This is a genomic window from Pseudomonas sp. Marseille-P9899 (assembly GCF_903166565.1).
GTDB lineage: Bacteria > Pseudomonadota > Gammaproteobacteria > Pseudomonadales > Pseudomonadaceae > Aquipseudomonas > Aquipseudomonas huaxiensis.
In genome coordinates this window covers 1-23907 of sequence record NZ_CAESCG010000002.1, presented here as the reverse complement: position 1 = coordinate 23907, position 23907 = coordinate 1, and the positions used below count along the sequence as shown (strand labels likewise).

At 62.6% G+C, this 23907-nt stretch carries 14 protein-coding genes; 7 read left to right on the top strand and 7 right to left on the bottom strand.

Annotated elements, in window-relative coordinates; translation table 11 throughout:
• Window positions 1-229: 229 nt before the first annotated feature.
• Together HWV67_RS09325 and HWV67_RS09320 are read left to right on the top strand one after the other, a co-directional pair.
• Window positions 230-2734, top strand: a complete 2505-nt coding sequence (locus tag HWV67_RS09325; protein ID WP_175651023.1) for a phage tail tape measure C-terminal domain-containing protein — start codon at window positions 230-232, stop codon at window positions 2732-2734.
• On the top strand, window positions 2731-3021 hold the full coding sequence (locus tag HWV67_RS09320) for a hypothetical protein (RefSeq protein WP_175651022.1): 291 nt from the start codon (window positions 2731-2733) through the stop codon (window positions 3019-3021). Before HWV67_RS09325 ends, HWV67_RS09320 begins: the two co-directional genes overlap by 4 nt.
• Window positions 3022-3241: 220 nt before the next feature.
• On the opposite strand, the gene HWV67_RS09315 is transcribed toward HWV67_RS09320, so the two are convergent.
• On the bottom strand, window positions 3242-3631 hold the full coding sequence (locus tag HWV67_RS09315) for a hypothetical protein (RefSeq protein ID WP_175651021.1): 390 nt from the start codon (window positions 3629-3631) through the stop codon (window positions 3242-3244).
• Window positions 3632-4608: 977 nt separating this feature from the next.
• On the opposite strand from HWV67_RS09315, the gene HWV67_RS09310 reads away from it, so the two are divergent.
• The 3 genes from HWV67_RS09310 (at window position 4609) to HWV67_RS09300 (ending at window position 8232) form a co-directional block, all read left to right on the top strand.
• Window positions 4609-6654, top strand: coding sequence for an acyltransferase family protein (locus HWV67_RS09310; protein WP_175651020.1), 2046 nt, complete (start codon window positions 4609-4611; stop codon window positions 6652-6654).
• A 450-nt stretch (window positions 6655-7104) separates the two neighbouring features.
• A complete protein-coding gene (locus tag HWV67_RS09305; RefSeq protein ID WP_175651019.1) occupies window positions 7105-7347 on the top strand; it encodes a hypothetical protein in 243 nt (80 codons plus the stop codon).
• Between the two features lie 165 nt (window positions 7348-7512).
• The gene (locus HWV67_RS09300; RefSeq protein ID WP_175651018.1) at window positions 7513-8232 is read left to right on the top strand and encodes an SDR family NAD(P)-dependent oxidoreductase; all 720 of its coding nucleotides are present in this window, start codon (window positions 7513-7515) and stop codon (window positions 8230-8232) included.
• Here the strand turns inward: HWV67_RS09300 and HWV67_RS09295 are convergent.
• From HWV67_RS09295 to HWV67_RS09285, 3 genes are all read right to left on the bottom strand, one after another.
• Complete coding sequence (locus HWV67_RS09295; RefSeq protein ID WP_175651017.1) at window positions 8173-8691, bottom strand: beta-carotene hydroxylase; 519 nt, start codon at window positions 8689-8691, stop codon at window positions 8173-8175. The genes HWV67_RS09300 and HWV67_RS09295 overlap by 60 nt on opposite strands.
• Before the next feature lie 154 nt (window positions 8692-8845).
• The gene (locus HWV67_RS09290; RefSeq protein ID WP_175651016.1) at window positions 8846-9118 is read right to left on the bottom strand and encodes a BrnA antitoxin family protein; all 273 of its coding nucleotides are present in this window, start codon (window positions 9116-9118) and stop codon (window positions 8846-8848) included.
• A complete protein-coding gene (locus tag HWV67_RS09285; protein ID WP_175651015.1) occupies window positions 9096-9374 on the bottom strand; it encodes a BrnT family toxin in 279 nt (92 codons plus the stop codon). The genes HWV67_RS09290 and HWV67_RS09285 overlap by 23 nt, the downstream gene beginning before the upstream one ends.
• A gap of 237 nt (window positions 9375-9611) precedes the next feature.
• Between HWV67_RS09285 and HWV67_RS09280 the strand changes: the two genes are divergently transcribed.
• Window positions 9612-10016 (top strand): RidA family protein, encoded by a 405-nt coding sequence (locus HWV67_RS09280; protein ID WP_175651014.1) that lies wholly within the window; start codon window positions 9612-9614, stop codon window positions 10014-10016.
• A gap of 254 nt (window positions 10017-10270) precedes the next feature.
• Here HWV67_RS09280 and HWV67_RS09275 read toward each other — a convergent pair whose 3' ends face one another.
• Together HWV67_RS09275 and HWV67_RS09270 are read right to left on the bottom strand one after the other, a co-directional pair.
• Window positions 10271-10642, bottom strand: coding sequence for a lysozyme inhibitor LprI family protein (locus tag HWV67_RS09275; protein WP_175651013.1), 372 nt, complete (start codon window positions 10640-10642; stop codon window positions 10271-10273).
• 37 nt (window positions 10643-10679) lie between these two features.
• Window positions 10680-11597, bottom strand: a complete 918-nt coding sequence (locus HWV67_RS09270; protein ID WP_175651012.1) for a LysR family transcriptional regulator — start codon at window positions 11595-11597, stop codon at window positions 10680-10682.
• A gap of 95 nt (window positions 11598-11692) precedes the next feature.
• On the opposite strand from HWV67_RS09270, the gene HWV67_RS09265 reads away from it, so the two are divergent.
• Window positions 11693-12172: a DMT family transporter gene (locus tag HWV67_RS09265; RefSeq protein WP_175651011.1), complete on the top strand. Its 480-nt coding sequence runs from the start codon at window positions 11693-11695 to the stop codon at window positions 12170-12172.
• Between the two features lie 94 nt (window positions 12173-12266).
• Here HWV67_RS09265 and HWV67_RS09260 read toward each other — a convergent pair whose 3' ends face one another.
• Window positions 12267-23432: an autotransporter-associated beta strand repeat-containing protein gene (locus HWV67_RS09260; RefSeq protein ID WP_256680071.1), complete on the bottom strand. Its 11166-nt coding sequence runs from the start codon at window positions 23430-23432 to the stop codon at window positions 12267-12269.
• Between the last annotated feature and the right edge of the window lie 475 nt (window positions 23433-23907).

Here is a 23907-nt window from a genome sequence, read left to right as displayed (position 1 = left end):
TGTGAAACCTTGGGGGCTCCACATCACTAGACCACCTCCAACCCCACGCACAGATTTTTTCCCCGATTAACAAAAAATGTTAATTCCGCGTTAACACCATGCCGAACGTGCATAGGGCCGAAAGACACATAAACCGTGGGCTTAAGGCCCTTCTGAGGTGCTCAGGAGGCGTTAACAGTGTTAACACCTTTAACACCGAGAAGTTAACGCTTTAACACCGGAGGCCATCATGGCTACACGATCACTCGGCGCGCTCACTCTTGACCTGATCGCCCGCATCGGCGGATTCGAGCAGGGCATAAATCGAGCCGCCCGCATCACTGACCAGCGCATGAAGCACATCAGCGACAGCGCCACCAAAGCGGGCAAGCTGGTCGGCGCCGGCCTTGCCGCAGGCGTCACCGCTATGACCGCCATCGCCGCCTCAGCGATGCGCAGCGCGGCGGAAATCAGCAACCTCTCAGCCATAGCCAACGTGAGCACCACCGACTTCCAGAGGTGGTCTGCTGGCGCGAAGGCGGTCGGCATCGAGCAGGACAAGCTGGCCGACATCCTGAAGGATGTGAACGACAAGGTTGGCGACTACCTGAACACGGGCGGCGGCGGGATGATCGACTTCTTCGAGCAGATCGCGCCAAAGGTCGGCGTTACGGCGGATGAGTTCAGGAACCTGAGCGGTAGCCAGGCTCTGGGGCTGTACGTGTCGAGCCTGGAGAAGGCGAAGGTCAGCCAGTCGGACATGACCTTCTACCTGGAAGCGATTGCCAGCGATGCGACCGCGCTGCTGCCGCTCCTACGGAACAACGCCGAGGGGTTCCAGCGATTCGGCGATGCAGCCGCAGCAGCGGGCGCCATCATGGATGAGAAGACCATCCGCGCCGGCCAGGAACTGCGCGCCGCGAACTGGCTGATCGAGCAGTCCGTCAGCGGGTTGAGTAATCAGCTCACCAGCGCCCTGCTGCCCACACTTGCCAACTTTGCCACCAGGCTCAACGATGCGACCATCAATGGCGTGATGGCTAAGAAGGTCTCCGACGATCTGGCCGCCAGCTTCCAGGCCCTGGGCAAGTTTGCGGTGGGCACGGTTGGCGGCATCCACATGCTGGGCTACGGACTCAAAACCCTCTCCGATCTGGATAACGCTATGGTCGGCGGCGAGGAGGCCAGTTGGTGGGATAGGTACTTACCCCCGGTGCGGGTCTACAACGCCTTCAAGAACAGTGGCGAAATGGGCAAGACGCTAAGCGATGCCAGGGCGCACATGGCGGACCTGGCCCAGGGCTATGGCGACCTGATGAAAGGCTTCGATCAGAAGCCCGGGGAGGGGGCGACCAACCAGGTCAAAGAACTGGCCTCTCTGATGGAGCAGATGCGTAGTGGTGGCGCCGGCTCGTTCAATGCCGTGACGCCTGGCCAGCAGCAGGAAGCCAAGCAGCTTGAGAGCACGCTGAAGACGGCAGCCAGTGGCTTCGCCCAGCTCAAGCAGCAGTACGACCCGGCAGGCGCCGCGGTGGATGACTTTAAGGAGAAAACCGCCCAACTGGGCCTGCTGATGAAGAACGGCAAGATCAGCCAGCAGGAGTACGCCCAAGGCACTGAGTGGGTGGCGCGCGGGTTCAACGATGCGATCCAAGCATCCAGCGGCCTGGTCGAGCAGATGAAGTACCAAGCCGAACTGGAGAAGGGCCTTGCCAACCAGAAGGCCCAGTACCAGCTCGCTGCCGACTCAATCGGCATGGGCAGTAAGGAGGCGGGCCGTTATCAGGAGCGGCTGCAGCTCGAGCAGGAGAACAACGACAAGATTCTGGGCCTGCGCACCGAGCTGGCTACTACCTCGGACGCCCTGCGCCGCCGAGACCTGGAAAACCAGATCGCGCTGATCGAGGAGTACCAGCCCGAGCAACTGGAGGCCATGCAGGAAGGCTGGGCGCTGATCGATGAGGCCCAGTCCGACTGGATGAAGGGCATGGCTGGCGCCTGGGCCGACTACGCCGACGCGGCGATGAACTACGCAGCCATGGCATCCGATGCCACTAGCACTGTGCTTGGCAGCGCCAGAAGCGAGCTTGGCTCGTTCCTCTCCGATGTGGCTACCGGCTCTGCGGATGTCGGCGACGCTTTGGGGGACATGGTGGCCGGGTTCGGGAAGGCGATGATCGACACTTTGGCGGACATGGCAGCCCAGTGGCTGGTGTATCAGGCCGTTCAGCTTTTGGTGGGCAAGAGCACTCAATCAATGGCGGGCATGGGCTTGGTTGCCAACGCACAGGCCACAGCATTTCAGGCTCAACTCGCGGCCTACGCCTCGACGGCAGCGATCCCGGTGTACGGACCGGCGTTGGCGCCAGCTGCTGCGTTCACCGCCGCAGCTGCTACCGCACCAATGGTGGCGGGCGTCGCATCCTCTGCACTCATGGGTATGGCGCACGACGGCATGGACAACATTCCGCGAGAGGGCACCTGGCTCCTCGATGGCGGGGAGCGGGTGCTGAACCCGAACCAGAACCGCGACCTGACCCAGTACCTGCGCAATGCCGGCGACGCCGGTTCCGGCGCGGGTCGCTCCGGCGGCATCACAATCAACGCGCCAATCACAGTGCAGGCCCAGTCTGGTATGAGTGATGAGGCGGCGCGGCGGCAGGCCGGCGCTATAAGCGAGGCTGTCACCGAGCAGATTCGCGACGTGATACATCGAGAAACCCAGCAGGGTGGATTGCTTTGGAGGCGTACATGACCCTTGAGGAGCGGATTGAGCTTGCGGACAAGCTGCGAGAGGTCCTGATCCAGTCCTTGGCGCAGCAACTGTGCACTGGAACCGGCAAGGAATTTAGAGAGAGAAGGCATGAATTGGCCAGACTGATGGCCAGGGTAACGGGCGTCGTCATCTACGACGGCATGCCGGCCAGTGAGCAGGCGTTCGGAACCAGGCGCCTGGAAAACGAGATGAAGAAAGCCGCCGAGAATGTGGGGCAGTGCGTATGGCAAGCCGCTTCCGCCAATGGCGTAAGCACCTTGAAATAAGGCCTAGTGGGGCTCCTCATTTCTGAGGATACCCCTGATGCGTCAGTTCTTGGCGTGCGACCGAGGCGGGATCGTTAGGCACAAAAAAGCCCCGTTTAATCGGGGCTTTTTGCTGTCACCCTGCTGTCACGGCCTTGGCCTGCTTTCAGCGGGATGCCACGGAAGTGGCGGAATTCATGGCGCAATCTCAATCACTCGAACCCACACCATAAGCTCAGCATCAATCAAAAACCTGGATCTCGCGCCCATTCAGTTCAGAGTGGCGGGAGATAGCTATTTCAAAGCGCTTGTACAGGCCGAAGAAATCAGCAAGCTCCATTTCTGCTTTAACCGCTCTCACAGGAACAGGCTCAGCGCTTTCAAGCTCCTGCTGCGCTTGATCAAACCCTTCAGCCGAAAGGATATACGCAGTGACGTAAATCGGGTGCTCCTGCCGGTTTGCATGAACCTCCCCGGAGTACATCTTCACTCCGACAATCCTGTCCCCTTCCGCAATCAACCCTCGGGCACTGAAGTAGTCTTCGAGCGTGTCTCGGTCATGGTCGTCCGCGGCAGCGGTACCCTTGTGATCGCCATACTGAACTGTCGCCTTGAAAACCTCGGTAATCATTTTCGCTCCATGCTATGAGTGGCGGAGATTCGCTGCGACAAGCCTGGGCCCAGCGACCGATCACGAGTGTAGTACGGAACCACTGCCTACGCGCCAGCCAGATAGTGAGTAGGATTGCGAGTAGACAAACCTTGCCTCTCCGATAAAACCCAGCATTTACTGAGCAATATGGCAAATGTTCGAGTCTCCCTCGGGCACCAAAATCCAGAAAAAACCGACTTTTTAGTCGGTTTTTTTGTGCCTGGAAGAAAGGGGACGTGCAGTGTTTCTGTAGGAACTGGCTTGGCCTGCGATGGAGCACGGAGCGGTTCCGGCGTTTGAACTGCCAAGCTTTGGCACTCTGGGTCTTTTGGGCTGCCTATACGACCGTGAACGGTCAGACCAGCGCTGACCATGCGAAGGATTCTTTCTAAGCTGCCTATTCGGTAGCTCAGATATCCCCACAGGATTTTCGGCCCTTCGCGCAGGGGGATCCACGCAACTGTTGGTCACTTGGTAGTCGAAACATGTCTCCCGGAAAATCAGGCAATGGCAACCTGATGTGTATCTTGAGACGTGTTGCGCCCTCGAGACTAAGCGCCGCACTTGCGGCACTCGGCCTTGAAAGCGCTACAAAACCACCGGCATGCGCCGCGCAACCGCCACTTACTATATCAACCGTCTGTCTAGCATCCCCTCACTTGCCAATGCGACCACAGACGGTGATGTGCTAGCATCCCGCGCGCTCCTCGAAAGGGAGTCGCCAATTACGTTTTAGAAATAGCCAAACAAGAACGGGACTTATTTATTGGGATCGAACAATAAATCTGTCTCCTTTTGCCGCATGTCTCTTTGGGTGCAACAAGCAACGCAATACATTCAAAACAATGCATTAAAAACAATAGTAAACATCCGTAAATCTCCGCTACGGCGCTTGTACGCAATGACTGGGCCTTGAAGGAATAAGGCAGACCGAAAAATACGGAACTATAAAAACAATGACGTCCCTCTCCGAAACTGCCCTGAAAATTAGTACCCCGCACCTGACTCACCCGAAATACCGACCCGACATCGATGGTTTACGTGCAATCGCCGTGCTATCGGTCGTTGCATTTCATGCCTTCCCCGTATGGATGCCGGGTGGATTTATCGGCGTCGACATTTTTTTTGTTATTTCCGGTTTTCTTATCTCGACGATTATTTTCGGCAGCCTGGACAAGAAGTCATTCAGCTTTACCGAATTCTACTCGCGCAGGGTGAACAGAATTTTCCCCGCCTTGATCGTGGTGCTGGTGGCCTGTTTTATTTTCGGCTGGCACACGCTCTACGCGGACGAGTTCAAGCAACTCGGCAAACATATCGCCGGCGGTGCTGGATTTATCGCGAACCTGCTGCTGTGGGATGAAGTCGGATATTTCGACACCACATCAGACATCAAACCGCTGTTGCACCTGTGGTCGCTGGGTATTGAAGAACAGTTCTATATCTTCTGGCCGGTGTTCATGTGCGTGGCATGGCGATCCAGGTTAAACCCGCTGACCATCGTCTTGGTCATTGCGGCCGGATCTTTCGCCCTCAACATCTCAAATATCGCTGCCAACCAGTCTTTCGCGTTCTACATGCCGCAAACCCGGGTGTGGGAGCTTATCGGCGGCGCCTTCGTTGCTTATGTGGCGATGTATGGCGGTGACACGCTGCAGCACGTAGCGCAGCGCGCCGACGTCCTCGCCGGAAGGATCTTCTATCGCCCCGCTCCACAGCCTGACGGTCGTAGCATCAAACACCTGATGTCGACCGTCGGTGTTCTGCTGCTCGCCGCGGGCTTCTTGCTGATCAGGGAAGAAGGTTTCCCGGGCTGGTCGGCAGTCGTCCCGGTCGCCGGCGCCATGTTGATTATCTCAGCAGGACCGGGCGCCTGGCTGAACAAACACATTCTTTCGAACAGGCTGATGGTCTGGGTAGGCCTTATCAGCTTTCCGCTGTACCTGTGGCACTGGCCACTGTTGTCGTTCGCACGAATCATTGAAGGTGAAATGCCGGCTCGTGAAATCAGGATGGCCGCTGTGGGCGCGGCGTTTGTCCTGGCCATCGCAACTTATCTTCTGATTGAGAAGCCACTGCGCAGGATTTCTTCGGGTGGGATAAAAGCTGCCTTCCTTACATTGGGCATGATCGGAATTGGCGGGGCGGGGTATTTCGCATTCCTGAACAACGGAATTGAAGCCCGGCCATTAGTGCAAAAAACCATCGAGGTAGGTCAGCAATTCAACTGGGCTTACACGAAAAACGAAATATGCATGAGCCGCTATCCGTTCAAGGATGCCGACAGCTATGGTTGGTGGTTCTGTGCCGCCAACAAAGACGCGCCGCCTACCATTCTTCTGCTGGGTACCAGCTTCGCAAACCACCTGTTCCCTGGTCTGGCGACGAATCAGAAAACAAAGGACAACAGTGTATTGTCGATCGGAACCTGCTCGCCAGCATCGCATGATGTGATTGAAGGGCCGGATCAAGCGATAACCAACCCTTGTGCGCTTGATAATCCTCTAAAGCAGCGGACATTCATCGACGGGATCATCAAGGACACAGGCTCGGTGAGGTACGTCATCATCGACGGGCTGATTCAGAACCCTGATGCGGCTTACATCGATCGTATAAACAACCGCATCGAGAGCATCACCAGCAAGGGTGCAAAAGTTATTATCTTTGTTCCTCACGTGTCGGCGAATTACAGCTTGAAACGGTGTTTTGTTCGACCTCTCAAGCAAATCCCAATGGAATGCACTGTGCCCAACTCCGTGAGAGAACAGATGGACAGTGACTTCCAACCACTCATCGATGGCGTGGTAGCGAAAAATGAAAACGTTATCTTCTACGATCAGAACGAAGCGCTATGCGACAAAGAAAAATGCAACCTGCTGGTGAGCGGGATGCCAATTTTTCGTGACGAGTTCAGCCACTTCACAGAGTTCGCCAGCAATATGGTCATCGACCACTTTGTTAAATGGGCTGAGGTGAATGAGCCCGGCATTCTGGTTCAGTAAAACAACGCGGGGCGCATCATTCGCGCCCCGCCCCCATCACCGCGCCGGCAAAACGGCCTTGTGTAATTCTCACGTCGGGATGGATTGCGACCTGCTCGAATTCACACGACAGACGCCGAACAATCAGCAGAAAACCATCGCATAAAGCTACGAAACTTCCCCAATATCCGACTTTCTTGTAGGCAACTTCCCAAGCATACTCCCCAGCCCCGCCAGCTTGTTGCGCTCTGTGGAATCGGTGCCTAGTCTCCTCGGGTCGTTGCCAAATCAACGACCGGATTAGCAGTCCGAACACATAAGCGACCCAACAGCCCGTTATGGCGGCTGTACGTGTGGGCACCTTCGGGTGCGCCGGGTTCTCCTATGTCTCGGTCTGCTAACCCACGTACAGTCGCCACCCTTCGTTTAGCAGCGAACTCCAGCGACTCCAAATCACATAGGAGTTCCACCATGAAAAAAATCGTCCCCGATCCCCCACCCATTGTCTCCATCCGCCCCGGTGTCACCCATGAAGAGGCGGTCCGCCAGGCGGCGGAGTTCGTTCACAACGCGCACAAGAAAACCTCTCTCCTGCCCCGGCAACTCATCCCCGAACATCAGACGCTCCTGAGCGCATCGATCGTGGAGATGGAGATTTGCCGCGCGTATCTGAAGATCGCGATGGCCAGGTCTACTACGGCAATGCCTATCTGAGCCCATGCGGCTGAGGGAAATGCGGCCCAAGGCATCCCTGAATGCCTCGGGCTCGCTCCCGTTATGCCGTGATCGTTACGAACAGAACACATTCAGAAACATCCAGCCCTTTGCCATCACCCGACCGGTCTGTTTGCATGCCCCGGCCAACACAGGAGTGATGCGATGAAAACCATGGTAGTGGGCGCCAGCAAGGGCCTGGGCAAAGCGTTGATGGAAGGACTGGGCGAGCACGGCGATACCCTGATCGGCGTGTCGCGCAGTCGCCCCTTGGTGCTGCAACCACGCGACAGCGTGGACGTGCAGTGGATCGAAGCGGACCTGGGTGATCCGCTCACTGCGGTCGGGAAGATCGCGCAACAGGCGGCGGAAACCGGGCTGGACACGCTGATCTACAACCTGGGCATCTGGGAAGACCGCGCGTTCGACGACAGCTACGATTTTCTCGCCGACGACGAAGACCAGTTGCAGGCCATCGTCAGTTGCAACGTCACCGCGCCGATCCTGTTGATCAAGCGTCTGTTGCCGGTGCTGCTGCGCAGTGACAGGCCGCGGATCATTCTCACGGGTTCGACCTCGGGCCTGACCCAGAGCGGTCGGCCAGAAGTGACCTTCGGCGCCAGCAAGTTCGCGTTGCGGGGCATGGCCGATGCGCTGCGTGAGGGGTATCGCGAGCAGCGTCTCGGGGTGACCTGCCTGAACCTCGGTTACCTAAACACCGCCGACCCGCTGAGCACCCCGCGCGAGCAAGCCGCGCAACACGGCGGCGGCGAGCAGATCCCGGTGCATGATGTGGTGCAGGTGGTGCGGATGGCGTTGAGCTTGTCAGCCGCGAGCTTCGTCAAGGAAATCACCCTGCCGGCCATCCTCGACCCGCGTTTCTGAATCGCGCATCTCGCGCAGTTGGCGCTTGATTTCATGCACCGGCGGCGCGTAGAGAAAGCCGAACGACACGCTGTTGCGCCGCCCTTTCACCGCATGGTGCATGAGGTGCGCCTGGTACAGCCGGCGCAGGTACGGGTGTCGCGGCTTGGGCCTCGACGGCCAGTGGCGGTGGGCAACACCCGCGCGGGTCACCACATAGAGAATGCCGAACGCAGCTACGCCGGCGCCGGTCCACTGCAACGGATCGTGGCCGGCGTTGCCCAGCACGATCAGGGTGATCGCCACGAGCGCGAGCACCAGCAGGTAGACGTCGTTGGTTTCCACCACGCCCAGGTGCGGCTCGTGGTGCGAACGGTGCAGAAACCAGCCCCAGCCGTGCATCACGTACTTGTGGGCCAGAAAGCCGACACCCTCCATGGCGACCAGGGTGCAGAGGAAGATGGCGAAGTGGACGATCATGAAGAGCCGACGTCGGGAAAAAGGTGGGCGCCAGATTAGGGGAAGTGGCGGTGGGAATCCATGGCGAAGTGGCCTTGCCGGGATTGGGCTGACAAGCGTCAATACCACCAACGCGAAAAAGCCGCGGGGTTCAAGTCCGCGGCTTTTTCGTTGGTCACTTCGTGACGGCTTTTTCCTGCAGTTGCTCTTGCGCCTGCATGTATTGGCGCAGCAGTTGATTGATGCGGGTCTGATAGCCCGGCCCCTGCAATTTGAACCACTCCAGTACATCCGAATCCAGGCGAATGGTCATCGCCTGCTTGGTCGGCAAGCGCAGTTGAGCATTGCGGAAAAACGCTTCGCCCAATTCAGGGATATCGCTGGTATCGATGTCCTTGTCGTCCATCCTGGCGAGACGGTCCCAGTCAGTTTTGGAAGTTTTCGACATAGTTTCTACTTTCCTCTCGGGTAGCTTTTCGGGCGGAGATAACCCTGATCACATCGCCTGACCGCTCGGTGTATACGACCACAGCAACAAACGCCCTGATCCAGCCAATGCCGACCCAACGGGCCTCTTCGTAGTCACCTCGTCCATCGTGTAAAACCAGCATCGGGTACTCGAACATGCTTGGTACGTCTTCGAAGTCCACGCCGTGCTTGATGAGGTTTATCCGTTTCTTCGCGTTGTCCCACTCAAAAAACATGGGACACACCGTATTTACGCATGTACATACACCGTACCCTCCCTGGCTGAAAAAAACAGCCTCCACCTGTCAGGATGAATGCTTCCCTGCTCCTCCATCGAGCCGGAGGAGCCTGCCACGCCTGGGCTAAAGAAGGGGATGACAATTGGCATCGAAATATTTCCCCCGCCCCCCGCTTGACCTCCACTTAAGTCGAGGTTCGATACTCGCCCGCACTTTTCCCAAGGAGTGTTCGCCATGACTGGTGTTTTCCAGCTTTCCAACCCCGAAGGCCTGTACGACCCGAGCGCCAATGCCTATTCGCATGTGGCCGAGGTTCAGGGTGGTTCGCGGTTGTTGTTTATCGCTGGGCAAGGGGGTGAGGACCGTGACGGTGGATTGTCGCCGTTGTTCGCCGAGCAGGCGCGGCAGGCGCTGGAGAATGTGAAGACGGCGCTGGCGTCGAAGGGCGCGGGGATCGAGAACGTGTTCAAGCTGACGCTGTTGATTGTCGATCACTCGGAGGCGCGGTTACAGGAGTGGGTGGCGGAGGCGGACCGGGCGTGGGGCGGGCATATGAAGCCGACGTGTACGCTGATTCCGGTGCCGAGGTTGGCGCTGGAAGGGATGTTGGTGGAGGTTGAGGCGGTGGCGGCGGTTTAGTCGCTTGCCTGAAAGCGTGGGCCGCTCACGATTGTGTAGGAGCGGCCTTTAGCCGCGATGGGCCGCACAGCGGCCCTGAATCCATCCGGCACACTGTTTCTGGCTGGCTCGGATCTCACATTCAGGGATCCTGAACGTCGAAAGAAATGCCGGTCATAGACAGCCACCTCGTGCTGGATGGTTTTGGGGCCGCTTTGCGGCCCTTCGCGGCTGAAGGCCGCTCCTACACAGGCCGTGTGAAAACCGCCCTCCCCTTACGTCTGCGGCAATTTCTCCAGCTCATCCGCTCGCTGCCGGGTCATGTCGAGTTCGCAACCCGCGCCATTGAGCAGGTCGATGGTGCCGCCGGTGAGGGTGTAGTACACGGCGCAGTTCGCGTCGCGGTATTTCACCCATTGGCGCTGGGCATCGCGCAGTTTTTCTTGCTGGGGTTGTTCAAGGCTGGCCATGGCTGCTTTGTAGGCGGCGTTCAGGCGGGTGTCCTGGCGTTTGTATTCGGCGCCGCTGCAGTCGTTCATGTCGGCCGTAGTGTTGGCGGTTTTCATGCACTGGCTGTAGGTGTCGGCCTGGGCCATCTGGCTGCCCAGCAGCAGGGCCAGGGCAGCAAGGTAAATTTTCGGGTTCATCGGCAAACTCCATGTCGTGGTGAACGGGCTGGCTATCTTACGCGGTGTCGGGTTCAAGCTGACACGCTTGCATCACCCTGTCCCGCAACCAGCGGTGCGCGGCATCGCCTTCGCGGCGCTCGTGCCAGGCCTGCTGGAAGTTGAACGCGCGGATCGGCAGCGGCGGTTCGAAGCAGCGTAAACCGCGCAACGACAAGCGCCCCGCCAGGCTGCGGCGGGCGACAGTCAGCAGCAGGTCGGTGCCGGCGATGACTTCGGTGGCGGCGGTCCAGTGGGGCAAGGCCAGGGCGACGCGGCGCTGTTCGCCAAGGGCCGCCAGGGCCAGGTCGATTTCGTTGTCGGCACCCGGCCGCACCGCCACCAGCACATGGGGCCGCGCCAGCCATTGCGCCAACGTCAGCCCGCCACGCGCCGGCAGGCTGTCGCGGTCGGCCAGGCAGGCGAAGCGCTCTTCGAACAAGGTCTCGGCCCGCAGCGGGGTGGCCAGAGTGGGAAAGACCCCCAACGCCAGATCGATCTCGCCGTCGAACAGTTGACTGAGCATCGCCTCGCGGCTGCCTTGGGTGACCACAAGATCGACTTCCGGCGCGTCTTCGCGCAGGCCGCGCATCAGTCGCGGCAAGACCACCCGCGCACCGTAATCCGACATCGCCAGGCGAAAGCTGCGCCGCGCTCGCGTGGGGTCGAAGCCGGGGCTGTTGAGCAGGGCGTCGAGTTGTTGCAGGGCGTCTTGCAGCGGTTGGGCCAGCTCCAGGGCGCGGGCGGTGGGTTGCAGGCGGCCGCCACGGCGCACCAGCAGCGGGTCGGCGAAGATTTCCCGCAACTGCGCCAGCGCGTGACTCACCGCCGGCTGGCTGCGGTGCAGGCGCAAGGCGGCGCGGGAGACGTGCTGTTCGGCCAGCAGGGCGTGCAGGGCCAGCAGCAGGTTGAGGTCGATGCGGCGCAAATCATCCATCAGGCGAATAGTCCCTGTGCGGAATTCGAATTTCCATCCAGTGAATGGATAACCAAGACTGCCTTATGCCTACTGCGTGTATCAAGGAGTCCACCATGAACCCGAGCTTTTCCCCCGTTGTGATCCTGCTGCCATTGATCGCCCTGCTGGCGGGCGCCGCCGTGCCGTTCCAGGCCGGCAGCAATGCCGCGCTGGGTCGGCTGTTGGGGCATCCGTTGTGGGCGACGCTGGTGTCGTTGTCGGTGAGTGTGCTGATGGTGCTGCCGGCGTTGTGGCTGATGCGCGCGCCCGCGCCGCAATTCGCCGGGTTGGGACAGGCGCCGTGGTGGACATGGTTCGGTGGCGTGGCCGGGGTGGCCTATATCACTGCGGCGCTGATCCTGACGCCACGCCTGGGCGCTGCGGGATTCATCGTGTGCGTGGTGGCCGGCCAGGTGCTGTCGTCGCTGGCGATCGATCAGTGGGGCTTGATGGGGCTGCCGGAGCGGCCGGTGAATCTGCTGCGGTTGCTGGGGGTGGGGTTGATCGTGGCGGGGATGTTGGTGGTGCAGTGGGGGACGGCGTCGAGCCGGTAGGCTTGAGTGCCGGGTTTTGTGGTGCTGCTGATGGCCTCATCGCCGGCAAGGCCGGCTCCCACAGGTTGGGGTGGGAGCCGGTCTAAGCGGTGGTTTAGAAGCCCATGCTGAAGCTCACGGTCACCGCATGATCGCGGCTCTCGCTCGCCAGTTGCCCGGAATAGCCGACGCCCAGCTTGCCCGCCGCACCAACGCTCATGTCCAGTCCGGCCTCGACCACCGCTGCATCCCGGGCAATCGCTACGCCCTGGGTGCTGAAGGCGGCGCCGCCGTCGACGAAGCGCAGGTCGGCGTCCGGACGGCTGTCGCCGAGGGCATGCCGCCAGCCGAGGCTGCCGCGCGGGGTCAGGGTGGTGCCGTTGTCGAGGACGAACTGTTTGCCCGCGCGCAGGCCAACGGTGGTGAAGGTGACGTCCTGTTTCGCGCTGGTTTCCAGGCGCCCCGCTCCGCCTTTCTCGCGGCCGTTGTCGCTGTCGTAGTTGACGTAGGCGATGCCGGCGAACGGTTCCAGCGCCACGCCGCCAGCTTCGACGGTGTAGCCCACTTCGCCGAAGACCTGTGCGGTCCCGGCCTTGTATTTGGACTTGAGCCGATCGTTGTAGCTGCCCACGGTGAGGTCGCGTTTGGTGTCGATGTTGTGCCAGCTATAACCCGCGCCCATGCGTGCGGCGAAGGCGTCGAGCTGGTAACTCAGGTAGCTGGTCAGGTGGACGCTGCTCACCGAAGCGCTGGAATTGCGCTCGCTGGCCTTGATGCTGGCGTTGGTGTAGCCCGCAGCGATACCGGCACGCCATTCCTCGTTAAGGTGGTTGTCGAAGCCGAGCATGAAGCCGGACAGGTCGCGATCGACGCTGGCCACGCCATGGCCGCTGTCGTAGTCGCCCCAGCCGCCGATGGCGCGGATCCAGCCCACGCCTTCGCCCTGGCAACCGGCGCTGCTCTGTTGCAGGTTGCCGCTCGGCGCCAGCACGCTGCGCGGGTCGCCGCCGGCGCTGCAACCGGACTGGCGCATGCGCTCGTTGACGGTCTCGCGCAGGTAGCGTGAATCCTCCAGCAGCACACTGACGGTGCTGGCGTGGATCTCGCCGGACAGGCTGTCGAACGCGGCCTGCGCCGAAGGACGGTCCATGCTGGTGATCGCGCTGTTCAGGCTGGCCGGTGCGGCCGCCGAATCCAGTGCCACGGCCACGTTGCGCTGGTTGTCACTCAGGGCGACATCGGCGAAGGCGGTGCTGTTGCGGCTCACCGACAGGCTCACGTCATTGGCGCCATACATCAGCGTGGTGTCGATGAAGGCAAGGTTGGGGCCGAGGCCGAGGCTGTCGACGTTGTCCGTGTCGAACTTGCCGGTGATGCCGCCGTCGGCGGTCAGCAGGGTGTAGGTGGTGTCGCCGGTGTACGGCGCTACCGCAAACACGCTCAGCGTACCGGCCAGGTTGGCGGTGCCGCCCACGGCAAGGAAGCTGGTGGGCAGCGGGGTCAGGGCGATGCTCAGGGTGCCGTCGCTGGCGTTGGTGAAGTTGCCGGTGACGGTCAGGTTGCCGTTCGGCCCGGGCGACACGACCCCGTGGTTGAGCACGCTGCCAACGGTGCCAGTGCCGGTCAGGCCGGCGCCGGATTTGACCTCGACATTCGCCGCCAGCGCATCGGCCGGCGCCGCCACGGCGAACAGTGCCATGCGCGCGAACGCTGCGACCGGGGCCGCTGCCACGTCGTCGCTGTCGTCGGTCTCGCCCACCTGCAACACGCCCTGCTCGACGGTGAAGCTGCCGCTGAAGTCGTGATTGCCCTTGAGCAGCAAGGTGCCGACACCGCGCTTGAACACCGCGCCGGTACCGCTGAGCAGGCCGTTGAATTCACCGGCGCCTGCTTGCTGGAACACCAGGTTGGCGTTGTTGAGGATGTTGCCTTGCAGGCTGAACGTGCTGCCTTCCAGGGTGCCGCCGCTGACGGTGGTGCCACCGCTGTAGGTGTTGTTACCGGCGAGGATCAGGGTGCCGGCGTCGCGTTTTTCGATACCGCCACTGCCGCTCATTTGCGCGCCGATCAGCGCGCTGCCCGAGGTCACCCGGACCACCGCGAGGCTGCCGTCGGCGCCGTTGACCGGCTCCAGGCCCTCGCCTGCCGCAGCGAGAATCTGGTAACCATCGCTGAGGAACTGCATGCCGGAAAAGCCCTGCACACCCTCCACGGTGACGGTGCCGCTCTTGCCGCCGAACACCGCGAACTGGCGTCCCCAGTTGGCGGCGTTGGTGCCTGCGGAGTTGGTCCAGTTACTGGCTGCCCCGCCCCAGATGCCGCTGCCGCCGTTGACCGAACCGGTGGCGCTGGTCTTGTCGCCGTTCCAGAACAGCAGGTCGCCGTCGAAGTTCTCCACCACCAGGTTGATCTGGTTGGCGATGCTGGTTTGCAGCTTGAGCTGCGAGGCGTAGGTGTCGATCGGCAGGCTGCCGAAGTCCAGGCCGTTGTTGGTCAGCGTGCCGTCGTAGCTGAACAGTTGGTAGACACCGATGCCGAAACCGCCGGCATCGCTGATGTTCAGGGTGCCGTCGAAGGTCAGGTCGCCGGTGACTTTCACCAGGGTGGTGGAAGCGTCCGCCTGGCCGAGGGCCGCGTTCAGGTTGCTGCCCGAGGCGAGGCTGAGGTTGCCCACGGTCAGCGGCGCACTGGCGCTGCCGACCAGCAGGCTGGCGCCGTCGGCCAGGCTGACCCGACCCGACAAGGTGCCGCTGCCGCCCAGGCTCGCACCGCCGGCGACCTGCACGTTGGCGCTGGCGAAGCTGCCGCTGACGGTGAGGTTGCCGGCGTTGACCGCGGTGTTGCCGGTGAAGGTGTTGGCGCCGCTGAGCAGCAGTTGGCCGCTGCCATTCTTGATCAGGTTGCCGCTGCCGCTGAGCACACCGCTCAGGGTCAGGTCGTGGCTGCCGGCCACGGTCAGTTGCGAGGACACGGCGACCGCGTTGCCCACCTTCAGGTTGGTGCTGGTGTCGAGCGTGGCCTGACCGGCGATCACCAGCATGCCGCTGCCCAATGCGGCGTTGTGGCCGAGGGTCAGGCTGCCGGAGGTGAGCTGCGTACCGCCCGCGTAGGTGTTGTTGCCGCCGAGGGTGAGGTTGGCGCTGCCGTTTTTCACCAGCACGCCGCTGCCGCTGATCACGCCGTTGAGGCCGAGGTCGTGGCTGCCGCCGATCAGCAGGGTGTTGTCCAGCACCACAGCGTTGCCGAGGCTGACCGCGGTGTTGCTGTCCAGCGTCAGCGGGCCGCTCGGCGGCAGGCTGGCGTTGGCGACGGTCAGCGCGCCGCTGCCGAGTGCCGAGTCGCTGCCGACCACCAGGGTGCCGCCGTTGAACGTGGTGCCGCCGCTGTAGCTGTTGTTGCCGTTGAGCACCAGGGTGCCGTTTTCCATTTTCGACAGGGTGCCGCTGCCGCCGAGGTCCACGCTCAGCGTGGCGGTGCTGCCGTCGGAAACGCGCACCGTGGCGACGCCGCCAGCGCCGTTGACCAGGTTCACCTGGCCGGCCGTTCCGCCCGTCAGCGTGTAGCCATCGCTGGTGAACTGCAGCCCGGTGACGCTTTGCGCGCCGTCCACACTGACCGTGCCGGCCGCGCCCTGGAACACTGCATAACCACTGTTCCAGGTCTGGTTGAAGTTGCCGGTGACGTTGCTCCAGGTTGTCGCGCTGTTGCTCCAGGTGCCGCTGCCGCCGTCGATGGCGCCATTGCCCACGCTCTGGCCGTCCCAGAACAGGATGTTGCCGGTGGCGCCGCCGACCACCAGGTTGATCTGCTTGTCGACGCTGGTCTGCACTTGCAGGTCGCCCGCCACCACCCCGCCCGGCAAGCTGCCGATGGCCAGGCCGCTATTGGTGAGGAAGCCGGTGTAGTCGATCAGGCGGTACACGCCCAAACCGAAGCCGCCGATGTCGGTGACGTTGAGTTTGCCGTTCAGCGCGAGGTTGCCGTTGACCTTGAGCAGGCCCGGATCAGCCGGCAACGCAGCGCCAAGCGCGACGTCGAGGTTGGCGTCGTTGCCGAGGGTCAGGGAGCCAGTGGTCAGAACGCTGCCACTGGTGAGGCTCAGGTGGCCGCCGTCAGCGATCCCGACGACCGCGTTGATGATGCCGTCGCCGCCCAGCCGCGCGCCATTTGCCACCGACACGGCGGTGGTGTTGAGCACACCGGGGCCGTTGACGTACAGGTCGCCCTGATCGACGTTCACCGCACCGCCAATATGGTTGGTGCCGTCCAGTACCAGCGAGCCGCTGCCGACTTTGTTGAGGTTGCCGCCGCCACTCAGGCTGCCGGAGAAGTAACCCCGCTCCACAGTCAGGCTCGAAGTGCCCAGCTCCACGCCGCCCCAGCCGGCCAGCCAACTGAAGCGGCTGTCAACGCCCAGTTGCAGGACTGCCGGGCCCGCCACATCAACGTCCGGTGAGCCAAGACTGTTGCTGCCCTCCCAGATCACGCGCCCCTGATCGAGGTTGAGACGACCGAGGAAATTGTTGTTGCCGTTCAGGGTGAGGGTGCCGCTTCCGAGCTTCCTCAGCCAGCCGCCGCCGGTGAGCGCACCGCTGAGGGTCAGCGAGTCATTGCTGCTGAAGGTCACGTTTTCGGCAACGTCCAGAGCATTGCTCAGCGTGCTCACCCCGGAGGTAGATATCTCGACGGTACCGTAGGTTCTCAGGGCGCCGGTGCCCAGTGCGTTGTCGTGGCGCAGCAACAGGCTGCTGTAGCCGATCACTGTGTCGCCCTGGTAAGTGTTGTTGCCGGACAGGGTCAATTGGCCGCTGCCAGACTTGTTCAGGCCGCCATTGCCGCTGACAGTCCCGGTCAGAGCCAGGTCATGGCTGCCGTTCAGACTCAGGTAGTCATCAAGGACCACATCGTTGCCGAGGCTCAAGGTGTCGGCGTTCACCAGTGTGGTGCCAGCGCTGGCCCGTAAAGCGCCACTGCCCAGAGCCGCGTTGTTGCCCAGTACCAGCGTGCCGCCCTGGAGTCGGGTGCCACCGCTATAGGTGTTGACGCCGCTGAGCACCAAGGTGCCGCCTTCACGTTTGCTCAGGGCGGAGTTGCCACTGATGGTCACATCCAGTTCCGCGCTGACGCCATTGCCGACGCGCACGATGGTTTCGCCGTTGCCGCCCGCGGCCTCCAGCTCACCGGCCGTACCGCCCACCAGGCGATAGCCGTTGGTAAGGAACTGCATCCCGGTGATGCGCTGGGTGCCGTCCACCGTGACGGTGCCACTGCTGGCCGCGAACACCGCGAAGGTGCTGTTCCAGGCTTCGTTGAAACCGGCGCTGGTGGTGGTCCAGTTGGTGCTGGCGCTGTTCCACACGCCGCTGCCGCCTTCGATGATGCTGTTGCTGGTGAGGCTGGCACCGTCCCAGAAGCGCAGGTCCGGCGCGCCGCCCACCACCAGGTTGATCTGGTTGGCGGCGCTGATCTGCACTTCCAGTTCGTTGGCCGGGATGCCCACTGGCAGGGTGCCGAGTGCCAGGCCGTTGTAGTTCAGCAGGCCGCCGTAGTCGAACAGGCGGTAGACGCCGATGCCGAAGCCGCCGGTGTCGCTGACGTTTAGCGTGCCGCCGAGGGTCAGGTTGCCGGCGATATTGGCCACGCCCGCAGCGCCGGGAATCGGCGCGCCGAGCGCGACGTCGAGGTTGGCGTTCTGGTTCAACAGCAGCGCGCCGAGATTCAGTACGGAACCGGCGGCCAGCTTCAGGTGACCGCCATCAGCCACCTCGACCGCGCCGGCCAGCGAGCCGCTGCCGGCCAGGGTCGCGCCGCTGGCAACGGTCACGTTGCCGCCGGCGAGGCTGCCATCGACCCGCAGCGTACCGCCGCTGACGCGGGTGCTGCCGGTGTAGCTGTTGTTGCCGTTGAGCACCAGAGTGCCGGCTTCGAGTTTGTCGAGGTCGCCGCTGCCGCCAAGCTCGACGTCCACGGTCGCGGTAAGGCCGTTGCCGACCCGCATCCCGGCAGTGCCGTTCAGCAACAGTTGCCCGGCCACGCCGTCTTCAATGCGGTAGCCATCGGTGAGGAATTGCAGGCCGGTAATGTTCTGGCTGCCGTCCACGGTGACTACGCCCGCCGTGTTCTGGAACACCGCGAAGGTGCTGTTCCACGCCATGTTGAAGCCGGCGTTGGCGGTGGTCCAGTTGGTGGTGGCGCTGTTCCATACACCGTTGCCGCCCTGGACGACGCCGTTGGCGACGAGGCCCGCACCGTCCCAGAAGCGCACGTTGGCGTCACCGCCAACCACCACGTTGACCTGGTTGGCGACGCTGGTCTGCACGGCCAGTTCGTTGGCCGGGAAGCCGACAGGCAAGGTGCCGACAGCCAGATAGTTGTCAGTGAGCACACCGCCGTAGTCGAACAGGCGGTAGACGCCGATGCCGAAGCCGCCGGTGTCGGTGACATTGAGCTGGCCGTCGAGGGTCAGGTTGCCGGTGATGTTGGCGAGGCCCGCCGCGCCCGGAACAGCCGCACCCAACGACACATCGAGCTGGGAGGCATTGTTGAGCACCAGCGCTCCGAGGCCTAGTACCGAGCCGGCCGCCAGGCTCAGGTGGCCGCCATCGGCAACGCTCACCACGCCGCCCAGCGTGCCGCTGCCAGTGAGGGTGCCGACGCTGCCCACCGCGACGCTGCCGTTGCCGAGGCTGCCGTCCACGCGCAGGGTGCCGCCACTGACGACGGTATTGCCGAGGAGGCTGCCGTTACCGGTCAGCAGCAAGGTGCCGGTGCCGAACTTGGTCAGGTTGGCGTTGCCGCTGAAGGCGCCCACGAAGGTGCCGCTGGCGACGTTGAAGGTGCCGCCGACCAGTTCGATGTCGCCGGCGCCCTGGAGTTGGCTGATAACACCGCCAGCGCGCAGTTCCAGCGCCGCGCCGGAGGCGACATCGACCCGTGCCGTAACGCCCATGGCGGTGCCGGCGGTGCTGATCAGGCGGCCGCCATTGATGTTGACGCTGCCGTTGAAGGTGCTGCCGCCGCTCAGGGTCAGGCTGCCGGTCCCGGTCTTGTTCAGGGTGCCGCCACCATTGATGCCGCCGCTCAGGGTCAGGTCGTTGCTGCCGGAAACGGTCAGCGCACTGCTCAGGTCCACCACGTTGCTCAAGGTCACCCTGCTGCTGCTTTCCAGCGTGGCGTTACCCGCTACGTTGAGCAGGCCGCTGCCGAGCGCGCCGGAGCGGCCCACGATCAACTTGCCGGCATTGAGCCGGGTATCGCCCTGGTACAGGTTGGCGCCGTTCAGGGTCAGAGTGCCCGCGCCATCCTTGACCATCCCGTCGGCGCCCGATATCACGCCATTGAGGGTCAGGTCCTGGTTGCCGGGCAACAGCAGTTGCTGGTCGAGGACGACAGCGTTGCTCAGCGTGCGCGCGGCATTGCTGTCGAGGGTGGAAACGCCGGCGATCTTCAGTGTGCCCTGGCCCAGGGCACCGTCATTGCTCAGGCTCAGGGTGCCGCTGTCGAGCCTGAGGGTACCGGTCAGCAGGTTGCTGCCGAACAGGCTCAGGGTGCCGTTGCCCTGTTTGATCAGGGTGCCCGCGCCGGAGATCACGCCGGACAGGCCCAGGTCGTTATTGCTCGGCAACGTCAGGTTGCCATTGACCGTCACCGCGTTACCCAAGGTAAGTGCGCTGGTGGTGCTCAGGCTGGTGGTGTTGTTGGCGATCAGCGCGGCGGTGCCGAGCGCGAACGTGCGAGTCAGCACCAACGCGCCATCGTTGAGGGTGAGCGCGCCGGAGAAGCTGGAGCCGCCGCTGGTGAGCGTCAGGGTACCGGCGCCGGTCTTGGTCACGGATCCGAGCCCGCTGAGGGTACCGGTAAGCGTGAGGTTATGGCTGACGTCGAGGGTGCTGGCGCCGCTGAAGTCGATGCTGTTGCTGAGGCTTAGCGCGGTTGTCGTGCCCAGTGTGCTGCCGGTGAGCACCTCTACCAGGCCGGAACCCATTGCATTGGTATTGCCGACCAGCAAGGTCCCGCCCGCCAGCCGTGTACCGGCGTAGTAACCATTGTTCCCCGTCAGGACCAGGGTGCCGTTGCCGACCTTGTCCAGCCGCGAACCACCCAGGACGGAAAGACCCAGGGTGGCGGTCACGCCAGCGTCCACGCGCACTTCGGTGCTGCCGGTCACCCCCGGGTTCAGGCTCAGGCTGCCATTGCTGCCGCTTACCACGTTGTAGCCATCGGTCATGAACTGCAGGAAGGACACCGACTGTGCGGCGTCCACCGTCACGGTGCCGGCAGCGCCCTGGAACACAGCGCCTTGCGAAGCCCAGGCCCAGTTGTTCGAACCCAGGGCGTTGGTCCAGTTGCCGAGGCTACCGTTCCAGGTGCCGCTGCCGCCTTCGACCGTGCCCGAAACGGCGGTGTTGCTGCCATCCCAGAACTGCATGGGCAACGAAGGCGAGCTGACCAGCAGGTTGACCTGGCCGGCCCCGAGGGTCAGGAGCAACTGATTCGAGGCCACGCCGGTGGGCAGCGAGCCCAGGATGTGACCGTTGTAGGTCAGGGTGCCGCTGTAGTTCATCAGCCGGTGCACGCCGTTGCTGATATTGCCGGCATCCAGGAGGTTCAGGATGATGCCGTCCAGCGTCAGGTTGCCCTGGACATTGATGATCGGCGTGGTGGAAATCTGGCCAAGGCCAACGGTGAGAATGCCGCCGTTGCTGATGAACAGTTCGCCGGTGGTAACGGGCGCACCGCCATTGACCAGCAGGCTGCCGCCGGTTTGCACCTGCACGGCGCCGGCAGTGCCGCCCGCCAGGGCCAGGGCGCCGCCACCCTTCACGACGACGCCGCCGTCCAGTTGTCCGGTGCTGCGCAACGTGCCGCCACTGTTGACGGTGACCGTGCTGCTGCTGAACCTACCCGACAGGTTCAGCGTGCCGCCGTTGACCTGAGTGCTACCGGAATTGAAGCTGGTGTTGCTGAGGTTCAACGTGCCCGAGCCCGTCTTGACCAGCCCTCCCCCACCGGAAAACGCGCCGTTGAACGTGGAGGATTGGTTATTGCCGCCCACGGTCAAGGTGGCAGCGCTGTTGATGGCAACCGAACCCGACCCGGTCAACGCACCCACCGTGCCCGAGGCAGACACGTTGAGCACGGAGACGCCGGCGAGGTTGACGCTCGGCGAAACACCCATCGCGTTGACTGCGTTGTTGGTGAGGAAACCCTGCTGGATGTCGTACGTGCCGTTGAACGTGCTGTCGGTATTGTCCAGCCGCAGGGTCGAGATGCCGGTCTTGGTGATGGTGCCGCTGCCACTGAGGATGCCGGCCAGCACCATGTTGGACGCCTGAACGAGTGCCAGGTTGGCCTCGATCGCCACCGGGCCGACATAGATCAGGGCGGTACGGACGTCGAGGGTACTGGCACCACTGACTTTGAGTCCGCCCGGGCCCAGGCCATAAGCGTCCAGCTGCAGTGTCCCGCCTTGCAACTCGACACCGCCGGTATGGGTGTTCACGGCGTTGAGGATGAGCGTGCCAGTGCCGGCCTTGATCAGCTTGCCGCTGCCGCTGACCACGCCATTGAGCTGCAGGTCATTGCTGCCGGTCACCGTCAGGTTGCTGTTGAGGAAAACGGCGTTGTCGAGGGTTTCCGACTGCAGGCTGGCCAGGCTGGAGGCGCCGCTGACAGTGATGAAGCCACTGCCCAGTGCCGAGCCGCTGCCCACCGTCAAGGTGCCGCCCTTGAGGTCGGCACCGCCGGAGAATACGGTGCTGCTGCTCAGGGTCAGGTTCGACGTGCCTTGCTTGACCAGCTTCGCGCCAACGTTGACCAGCCCGGTGAGGGTGATGTCGTTGCTGCCGCCGACGGTCATCGCGGGCGCCGTCACGTTGATGCCATTACCGACGGTGATCGCCGTGCTGGCCTCAAGGGTGCCGCCTCCGACAATCAGCGTGCTGTTACCCAGCGCGCTGTTGTGCCCCAGGATCAGGGTCCCCGCATTCAGGTTGGTCATGCCGCTGTAGGAGTTGAGGCGATTGAGGGTCAGGCTGCCGGCGCCGTTCTTGGTCAGGCTGCCGCTGGCACCGGAAATCACGCCGCTGAGCGTCAGGTCATCGCCGCCCGTTACGGTCAGCCCGCTGGAGTTCATGGTGATGGCGTTGGCCAGGTTTACATTGGTCCCGCTGGCTTGCAGGGTCCCGCCGTTGGCCTGAACCGAACCGTTACCGAAGACCAGCGAGTTGTCCACGATGGCGATACCGGCCGCCAGCGTTGTGCTGGTGCTGGCCGCGCTCAGCAGCGGGCCATTGATGGTCCAGGTGCCGCCGTTGATCTCCAAGTAATTGAAGTTGACGTATTGGCTGGCGCTGATCGTGACGGCGCCGGTGGTGCCCGAACTGCCGGGGTTACGCAGTTTCAGGGTGTTGACCCCGCCCGCGCCGCCATCGACCTGCCCGGTGGGGGCGAACGTCAGGTTGTAGCCCAGCGAGTTGCCCAGGCTGCCCGTCGTGCTGCCATCGCCAGTCAGGCTGCCAAGGGTGACCGCAGTGAATTCGTTGACGCCGCCCGCGCCCATCGACAGGCTGCCTCTGATGGAGCCGGCATTGAGGAACGTGTTACCCACCCCCGACGACCGTTCGAATGCAACCCGGCCGATGATGCGGCCGCTCGCCACGTTGCTCATGATGACCTGGCCACCGCCGCGGATGGCCATGAGCGCGTTGTCGGCAGCAACGGTCGGCGTGCTGAGGCCGGCGATATCGCGGGTTGCGATCAGGCCAGCGTTGTTGACACGCGTCTGCCCGCCCACGGCGTTCCACACCTCCACCGCCATACCGGCAAACGTGGTCAGGAAAGCGCTCGGCGAACGCGCGGTGCCCCTGATAATCCCGTTGTTATCGCTCTGGATGATGATGCTGGAAGCGGAGCCGTTACCGGCGATCACCCCGCTGGTCAGTACCGGCATCGCCACGAGCCCCGACGGATCGATGGTCCCGGAGATGGTCAAGAGCAGGTGGCCGCCGTTGGCCAGCATCGCTGCCCCGCCGCCGCCCGAGGTTTGTATGATCGTTGAAGTGGCGTTGACGGTGATCGTGAGGTTGGCGGAACTGCTCGCGAAACCGAGCCAGTACGTCGAACTGCAGGTCACGGTGTCGTTATTGAGTGGCGGATAGGGGGTACACGCCAGTGCCTCGGTGCTGCCCAGGCTTGCGAACACGCCCAGCGCGGCCATGCTGACGGCGACAGAAAGGGACGAACGAGGGGTACGAAGCGGTCGGGCTACGCGGCTATCCACAATGAAACTCCAGAATGTGGATCAGGCGATTCAATCCCTTGAATGCGGGCCCCTACGACGGTGACAGCGGTGAGAGTCTCACGCTGCCAGTCAAAAAGCCTGACCTTGGCGGTAAATGAAGCGGAAAGTGGCCCTTTTACATCAAATGGCCATGAATTGGGTAGGAAATATCCCACAAAACTGTACAGAAAATGACCACTAGTCGGGTGGAGATTTGGGCCTGCTTTGCAGGCCTTCGCGAGCAAGCTCGCTCCCACAGGTCCGTGGACACCATACCTGTGGGAGCGAGCTTGCTCGCGAAGGGCCGCAAAGCGGCCCCAGTTGACTCAGAACCCGAGACTGAAGCTCACAGTCACCGCATGATCCCGGTTATCACTGGCCAACTGACCCGAATAACCGACACCCAGCTTGCCCGCCGCCCCAACACTCACATCCAGCCCCGCCTCGATCACCGCTGCATCTTTCGCCAGCGGTA

Coding starts and splice junctions, on each gene's coding strand:
- HWV67_RS09265 (WP_175651011.1), top strand. CDS start 11,693: ATGAACCCGAGCTTTTCCCCCGTTGTGATCCTGCTGCCATTGATCGCC.
- HWV67_RS09320 (WP_175651022.1), top strand. CDS start 2,731: ATGACCCTTGAGGAGCGGATTGAGCTTGCGGACAAGCTGCGAGAGGTC.
- HWV67_RS09315 (WP_175651021.1), bottom strand. CDS start 3,631: ATGATTACCGAGGTTTTCAAGGCGACAGTTCAGTATGGCGATCACAAG.
- HWV67_RS09305 (WP_175651019.1), top strand. CDS start 7,105: ATGAAAAAAATCGTCCCCGATCCCCCACCCATTGTCTCCATCCGCCCC.
- HWV67_RS09295 (WP_175651017.1), bottom strand. CDS start 8,691: ATGATCGTCCACTTCGCCATCTTCCTCTGCACCCTGGTCGCCATGGAG.
- HWV67_RS09300 (WP_175651018.1), top strand. CDS start 7,513: ATGAAAACCATGGTAGTGGGCGCCAGCAAGGGCCTGGGCAAAGCGTTG.
- HWV67_RS09280 (WP_175651014.1), top strand. CDS start 9,612: ATGACTGGTGTTTTCCAGCTTTCCAACCCCGAAGGCCTGTACGACCCG.
- HWV67_RS09270 (WP_175651012.1), bottom strand. CDS start 11,597: ATGGATGATTTGCGCCGCATCGACCTCAACCTGCTGCTGGCCCTGCAC.
- HWV67_RS09310 (WP_175651020.1), top strand. CDS start 4,609: ATGACGTCCCTCTCCGAAACTGCCCTGAAAATTAGTACCCCGCACCTG.
- HWV67_RS09325 (WP_175651023.1), top strand. CDS start 230: ATGGCTACACGATCACTCGGCGCGCTCACTCTTGACCTGATCGCCCGC.
- HWV67_RS09285 (WP_175651015.1), bottom strand. CDS start 9,374: ATGTTTTTTGAGTGGGACAACGCGAAGAAACGGATAAACCTCATCAAG.
- HWV67_RS09275 (WP_175651013.1), bottom strand. CDS start 10,642: ATGAACCCGAAAATTTACCTTGCTGCCCTGGCCCTGCTGCTGGGCAGC.
- HWV67_RS09290 (WP_175651016.1), bottom strand. CDS start 9,118: ATGTCGAAAACTTCCAAAACTGACTGGGACCGTCTCGCCAGGATGGAC.